General features: G+C 72.1%; 4 protein-coding genes and 1 pseudogene. 3 read left to right on the top strand and 2 right to left on the bottom strand.

Features of this window, described 5'->3' with window-relative positions; genetic code table 11:
* Positions 1-1,122, top strand: a 1,122-nt coding sequence (locus ACIBJF_RS37110) for an RNA-guided endonuclease InsQ/TnpB family protein (protein WP_399180574.1), incomplete at its 5' end; no start/stop codon positions are given.
* 63 nt (positions 1,123-1,185) lie between these two features.
* Here the strand turns inward: ACIBJF_RS37110 and ACIBJF_RS37105 are convergent.
* Positions 1,186-1,662, bottom strand: a pseudogene (locus ACIBJF_RS37105) (peptide-N4-asparagine amidase); the annotation flags it as partial.
* A gap of 162 nt (positions 1,663-1,824) precedes the next feature.
* Positions 1,825-2,586 (bottom strand): hypothetical protein, encoded by a 762-nt coding sequence (locus tag ACIBJF_RS37100; RefSeq protein WP_399180583.1) that lies wholly within the window; start codon positions 2,584-2,586, stop codon positions 1,825-1,827.
* 343 nt (positions 2,587-2,929) lie between these two features.
* Here ACIBJF_RS37100 and ACIBJF_RS37095 point away from each other — a divergent pair, with 343 nt between their 5' ends.
* Together ACIBJF_RS37095 and ACIBJF_RS37090 are read left to right on the top strand one after the other, a co-directional pair.
* Positions 2,930-4,735 (top strand): ABC transporter transmembrane domain-containing protein, encoded by a 1,806-nt coding sequence (locus tag ACIBJF_RS37095; protein WP_399180572.1) that lies wholly within the window; start codon positions 2,930-2,932, stop codon positions 4,733-4,735.
* Positions 4,732-6,513, top strand: a complete 1,782-nt coding sequence (locus tag ACIBJF_RS37090; protein WP_399180570.1) for an ABC transporter ATP-binding protein — start codon at positions 4,732-4,734, stop codon at positions 6,511-6,513. The genes ACIBJF_RS37095 and ACIBJF_RS37090 overlap by 4 nt, the downstream gene beginning before the upstream one ends.
* The last annotated feature ends 10 nt before the right edge of the window (positions 6,514-6,523 follow it).

Below are 6,523 nucleotides of genomic sequence, written 5' to 3'. Positions count from 1 at the left end.
GATCGCTGCCGCTGGATCTGGAATGAGTGCGTCGCGAAGTCCCAGCAGGTGCACGCGCAGAGCCGGGCGAGTGGCGAGAAGCTGACCTGCGGCCCCGGGCAGTTGGACAAGATGCTGACCGAGGCACGCGGGGTGACGCCCTGGCTGGCTGAGGGCGCGTCGGTGCCTCAGCAGCAGGTGATACGCGACTTTGCCGGGTCGAGGGCGAAAGCCCTGAAGGACATCGAGGACCGGTTGCCGCAGCAGCGCCGGGCCGGGATGCCCCGCTGGAAGAAGAAGCGGGAGGCGCGGCCCAGCCTCAACTACACCCGGCGGGGTTTCCGCCTCAGGGACGGACGGCTGCACCTGGCCGGCGGGATCGTGCTGAGGGTGGTGTGGTCGCGGGATCTTCCGGCCGACCCGTCGAGTGTGCGGGTGTACCAGGACAGCCTCGGACATTGGTATGCGTCCTTCGTCGTCCCGGCTCAGGTTGAGCCGCTCTGTGAGACCGGCCGCGTCCTGGGCGTGGACTGGGGTGTGAAGGAGACCGCCACCACCACCGACGACGCCTACGATCTCCCCCATGCCGAGCACGGCAGGCGGGCCGCGCAGCGGCTGGCGAGGTACCAGCGGATGATGGCCCGGCGCCGGCGTCCGAAGGGACAGCCCGCATCCGCCGGCTACCGCAAGGCGCAAGCCCAGGCGGCGAAGCTGCACAAGAAGGTGGCGAGGCAGCGGGAGGACACCGCCCGCAAGTGGGCCAAGTCCGTGATGCGCGGCCATGACGGGGTTGCGGTGGAGGACTTCAGGCCGAGGTTCCTGGCGAAGACCACCATGGCCCGCAAGGCGGCCGATGCCGCCATCGCCACCACGAAGCGCGCCCTGTGCGAGATGGGCCGCAAGCACGGGCGGGAGGTCCGTCTCGTGCACCCGGCGCACACCACGAGGGACTGTGCCACGTGCGGAGCGAGAACCAAGCACGCACTGCCTCTGTCGATGAGAACGTATACCTGCACCGCGTGTGGAGCCGTGTCCCCCAGGGACAAGAACTCCGCCCGCGTGATGCTGGTCCGGGCAGGTTGGAACCCGGACGGTGCCGAGGGCGTAAGACCACCGGGGCCGCCGGCTCCGGTGGCGGCCTGAGCCGTAAATCCCCGCTCAGCCCTGGAGGGCGACGCATCCCCTCCCTTCAGGGAGGGGAGCCTTCAAAACGTTGCCGATCAGCATCTCGACGTCCCGCGGGCCGCGGAAGGTGTCGCTGTAGCGGGTGACGTCCTTCTCGACGTGCCATTCGATGCCATCGGGCGAGGGCTCCGGGGTGGAGGTACGCAGGATCTCGACCCCACCGACGTGCAGATAGCCGAGACGGTCGTACTGGCGGCCCTTCACCTTGCCGTCGAGCCGCAGGACCACCTTGCTCCAGTGGTCGCCGCAGCCCTGGGGCGGGGTGTACGCGCCCCGGTACGGCGTGAAGTCGCGGAACTGGGCGTCGGCGAGCGTGACCTGGCACGACTTGGTGTGCGGCCGCTCGACGGGCGGCGCCGCGGTGACCGGGTCGTGCCAGTCGGTGCCGAACTCGGCCGGGATGTCGGCCGCTTGGGCGGCAGCGGCGCCGGTGCCGAAGAACGCGCTCGCCAGGAGGGTCGCTCCGGCAAGCATGGACATGACTATCCGTCTTCTCATGGCCGGTGTTCTACGGCCAGTCGGGGCCGGCCCGCAATGACGCCTCAGAGGACGGCGCGATCTGACGCCGGGCGCACCGGCGCCGGGCCGCACTTCTCGCATACGGCGGCCCGGATCGCGCTTGGACTCTCCTCCATGCCGGTCGGCGTCCGCGCCGGTCCGTCAGGCGCGCAGCGCCGCCCGGTCGCCCATCACCATGACCGGATGCTGTGTCGGGTCGAGCGTGCGCAGCAGGAATTCCATGGCGTCCTTGGACACACTGACGCATGCGGACGTGCCGTCGCCGTGGTCGAGATGCAGCCAGATGCCGCCGCCCTTGTCGTCGCCCTCGGGGCGCGTGCCGTCGTGCGGCGGGGTGCCCGGGAGACGGTTGTAGTCGATGGCGATGACGTAGTCGAAGTCGTGCTGGTGCGCCTCACCCCAGTCGTCCGGCGGCGCGTAGGCGACCGCGTCCTGGTCGTACGACAGGAGGGTGCCCGGGTCGTCGAGCACACCTCCCGCGTCGGAGAGACCGAACACGCCGACGGGGCTGCGCTCGTCGTCCATGTGGTGGTCCGTGGTCCAGCCGTTCCGGCCGTTGTGCGCCGGCCAGTCGGCCACCGGCCGCCACTCCGGGCCCTCCCGTGTGTAGAGCACGACCGTGGAGTCGGGGGAGTTCTCGCCCTCGCCGTACACGGCGACGACCTGGTTGGAGTCAGGGGGGATCTGCCGGCCCAGCCGGTCACCGACGCCAGGGATCCGGGTCGGGTCGGCCGTGGGGGCGGCCGACACCGCGCTCGACGCCGCGCTCGACACAGTCGGGCTCGGCCCGGCCTGACCGCGAAAGCCCGTCGCCCCGCCGGCGCGGGCCGGGCCGGAGGCGTCGGTGCCGCACGCCGACACAGTCGCCAGGAGAGTCCCAAAAGCCGTCACCGCGACCGTCATTCGCCGCACACTGTGGATCCGCACGTGACCATCGTGGCACCACGTAACGGTTCATTGTGCGCTCTTCTGGACATTCGGGTGACGGCCGAACGCACGCGTTCGACCGGCCGACCACCTGCCCGGTGAACGCCGTCGACCACGACCCCGGACGCGTCCGGTTCCGCCGTCAGTGGCCGGAAGCCGGTGGACTTCGCTGCTCCACCGGGAAAACCGTTTGAAATTCACCACCGAGCGACGCGAACCTTTCACGGCTTGTCACCGCTCTTCGCCGCCTCCCCACTTCACCCCGTCCCCTCGTCCCCCTTGTCATCCCTTCCCTCCTGACACGAGCCACTGGATCGTCATGCAGATTCAAGACCTTCCGTACTCCGATCCGGGCGTCCCGGACGCACGTTCGGGCCCCCGATTCCTGTGGTGGCTCGGGCGGAACCAGCTGGGCGGGCAGCTGAAGGCGCTCGCCTGGGGCCTGCTGCACTTCGTCTCCGTCTCTGCCCTGCCCTTCTGCGTCGGCCTGGCCGTCCAGGCGGTCGTCGACCGCTCCGGCGCCCGGCTCGCCCTGACGGGCGGTCTGATGCTGCTGTGCGGCACGGGCATCGCCCTCGGCGACACCTTCCTGCACCGGACCGCCGTCACCAACTGGATCACGGCCGCCGCCCGCGTCCAGCAACTGCTGGCGCGCAAGGCGGCCCAGCTCGGCTCCGCCCTGACCCGGCGGGTCGCCGCCGGCGAGGTGGTGGCGGTCTCCACCGGCGACGTCGAGAAGATCGGCTGGTTCGTCGAGGCGGTCTCCCGGTTCACCGCTGCCGCCCTGACGGTCGTGGTGGTCTGTGTCGGCCTCCTCGTCTACCAGCCTGCCCTGGGCGTGATCGTCGCCGTCGGACTACCGGTCGTGGCGCTCGCGGTGCTGCCGCTGCTGCCCCGGGCGACGCGCCGCGCCGACGTGCAGCGCGAGAAGGCGGGCCGGGCCACCGAGCTCGCCTCGGACACGGTCGCCGGGCTGCGGGTGCTGCGCGGCATCGGCGGTGAGGAGCTCTTCCTCGACCGCTACCGCCGGGCCTCGCAGGAGGTACGGCACGCCGCGGTGCGCAGCGCCCGGATGTGGTCGCTGATCTCCTCCGTCCAGGTGCTGCTGCCCGGCCTGCTGCTCATCGCCGTCGTCTGGCACGGCATCCACCTGGCCCGCCAGGGCAGGATCACCGTCGGCGAACTCGTCACCGTCTACAGCGCGGTGATGATCCTGAACTATCCGCTGCGCCATTTCGAAGAGATCGCGATGGCCTACTCCTTCTCCCGCCCCTCGGCCAAACGGGCGGCCCGCGTGCTGTCGCTGGAGCGGTCCACGGCCACCGAGGGCACCCGAGAGGCGGAGGTGCCGGGCGGCGACCTGTACGACCCCGGCACCGGTCTGCTCGCTCCCGCCGGTCGTCTCACCGCCGTGGTCTGCGGTGATCCGGACGCGGCGGGCAGGCTCGCGGAGCGGCTGGGCGGCCACCCGACCGAGCCGGCCCGCTCGGTGCTGCTCGGCGGGGTCGCCCTGGACGACCTCCCCCTGGACAGCGCGCGCACCGCCGTCCTCGTGCAGGACAAGGATCCGGTGCTGCTGTCCGGCACGCTGCGCGAGCTGCTCGACGTGCCCGCCTCGGGAGCCGTACGGGCCGCGGACGCGCTGGCCGCGGCGCAGTGCGACGACGTCCTGGACGCGCTCGTCCAGGGATCCCTGGACGCAGCCGACCCGATGGACGCCCGCATCACCGAGCGCGGACGGTCCCTGTCCGGCGGCCAGCGCCAGCGGCTCGCCCTGGCCCGGTCGCTGATCACCGACCCCGAGGTGCTGGTGCTCGACGAGCCGACCTCCGCGGTCGACTCACACACCGAGGCACGGATCGCGGACGGACTGCGCCGGCTGCGCTCGGGACGCACGACCGTGGTGTTCACCTCCTCGCCGCTGCTGCTGGACCGCGCGGACCGGGTCGTCCTGGTCCACGACGGCGAGGTCGCGGCGGTCGGCGTGCACCGCGAACTGGTCGAGAGCGAGCCGCGATACCGGGCCGTGGTCACCCGGGAGACGGACGACGAACTGGCCGCAACCGACGAGGCCGCCCTGGTGGGCGCCCGCCCGGAGCTGGAAGAGATCGAGGAGAGCGCATGATCGGCGTTGCGCCACCGGCGTACGACCCGGCGGCCCCGACGACCGCCACCACCCTGCCCGTCGGCGCGGCCGCGACCGTGCGCGCCTATGTCGCCGAGCTGTTCCGCCGGCACCGCCGGGCGTTCCTGCTGCTCGTCGGCGTCAACATGGTGGCCGTGATCGCCTCCATGGTGGGTCCCTACCTGCTCGGTGGCCTGGTCGAGCGGGTGTCCGACCGGTCCCGGGAGCTTCATCTGGGCCTGACCGCCGGGCTGTTCGTGCTCGCGCTGGTGGTGCAGGCCGTGTTCACCCGGCAGGTGCGGCTGCGGGGGGCGATGCTCGGCGAGCGGATGCTGGCCGACCTGCGCGAGGACTTCCTCGTCCGGTCGGTCGGGCTGCCGCCTGGCGTGCTGGAACGGGCGGGAACGGGCGATCTGCTCTCCCGCATCACCACCGACATCGACCGCCTGGCCAACGCGATGCGCGAGGCCGTGCCGCAGCTCGCGATCGGTGTCGTGTGGGCTCTGCTGCTGCTCGGCGGGCTCGTCGTGACGGCTCCGCCGCTGGCCGCCGCGGTGCTGCTCGCCGTGCCGGTGCTGGTGGCCGGGTGCCGCTGGTACTTCAGACGGGCACCCTCTGGCTACCGCTCCGAGGCCGCCGGATACGCGGCCGTCGCCGCCGCCCTCGCCGAGACGGTGGACGCGGGCCACACCATCGAGGCGCACCGGCTCGGCGCCCGCCGCGTCGCCCTGTCGGAGCGGCGGATCAAGGAGTGGACCGCCTGGGAGCGGTACACGCTGTGGCTGCGGTCCGTGCTCTTCCCGGTCATCAACGCCGTGCACGTCATCGTGCTCGGCTCGGTGCTGATGGTCGGCGGCGCCTTCGTCCTGAACGGCTGGATCGGGGTGGGACAGCTGACCACGGGCGCCCTCATCGCGCAGATGCTCGTCGACCCGGTGAACCTGATCCTGCGCTGGTACGACGAGGTGCAGGTCGCCCAGGTGTCGCTGGGCCGCCTGGTCGGTGTGCGGGACATCGAGCCGGACGCCGGGGACGCCTCGCTGGCGCCGGACGGGCGGGACGTGCGGGCCGACCGGGTGCACTTCGGCTACCGCGAGGGCGTCGACGTGCTGCGCCAGGTGTCCCTGGAGGTCGCCCCGGGCACCCGGCTGGCCCTGGTGGGCCCCTCGGGCGCGGGCAAGTCCACCCTGGGCAGGCTGCTCGCCGGGATCTACGCACCCCGCGACGGCCGGATCACCCTGGGCGACGCGGAGCTGTCCCGGATGCCCGCGGAACGCGTCCGGTCGCATGTCGCCCTGGTCAACCAGGAACACCACGTCTTCGTCGGCTCGCTGCGCGACAACCTCCTGCTGGCCCGCACCGACGCGACAGACGCCGAGCTGTGGGAGGCGCTGGGCGCGGTCGACGCGGACGGCTGGGCACGGGCACTGGACGACGGCCTGGACACCGAGGTCGGCTCCGGCGGTCTTGCGCTGACCCCGGCGCAGGCCCAGCAGATCGCGCTGGCCCGGCTGGTGCTCGCCGATCCGCACACGCTGGTCCTGGATGAGGCGACCTCGCTGCTGGACCCGCGCGCGGCCCGGCATCTGGAACGCTCCCTGGCCCGGGTGCTGGACGGCCGCACCGTGGTCGCCATCGCCCACCGCCTGCACACCGCCCATGACGCCGACGTGATCGCTGTGGTGGAGGACGGCCGCATCAGCGAGCTGGGCAGCCATTACGAGCTGGTCGAGGCGGACGGCGCGTACGCGGCGCTGTGGCGGTCCTGGCACGGCTGACGCTCCGGCG

Origin of the sequence: Streptomyces sp. NPDC050743 (assembly GCF_044456925.1) — a bacterium.
GTDB lineage: Bacteria > Actinomycetota > Actinomycetes > Streptomycetales > Streptomycetaceae > Streptomyces.
This window is presented reverse-complemented; position numbering and strand designations above follow the sequence as displayed.

Coding starts and splice junctions, on each gene's coding strand:
- ACIBJF_RS37095 (WP_399180572.1), top strand. CDS start 2,930: ATGCAGATTCAAGACCTTCCGTACTCCGATCCGGGCGTCCCGGACGCA.
- ACIBJF_RS37090 (WP_399180570.1), top strand. CDS start 4,732: ATGATCGGCGTTGCGCCACCGGCGTACGACCCGGCGGCCCCGACGACC.
- ACIBJF_RS37100 (WP_399180583.1), bottom strand. CDS start 2,586: ATGACGGTCGCGGTGACGGCTTTTGGGACTCTCCTGGCGACTGTGTCG.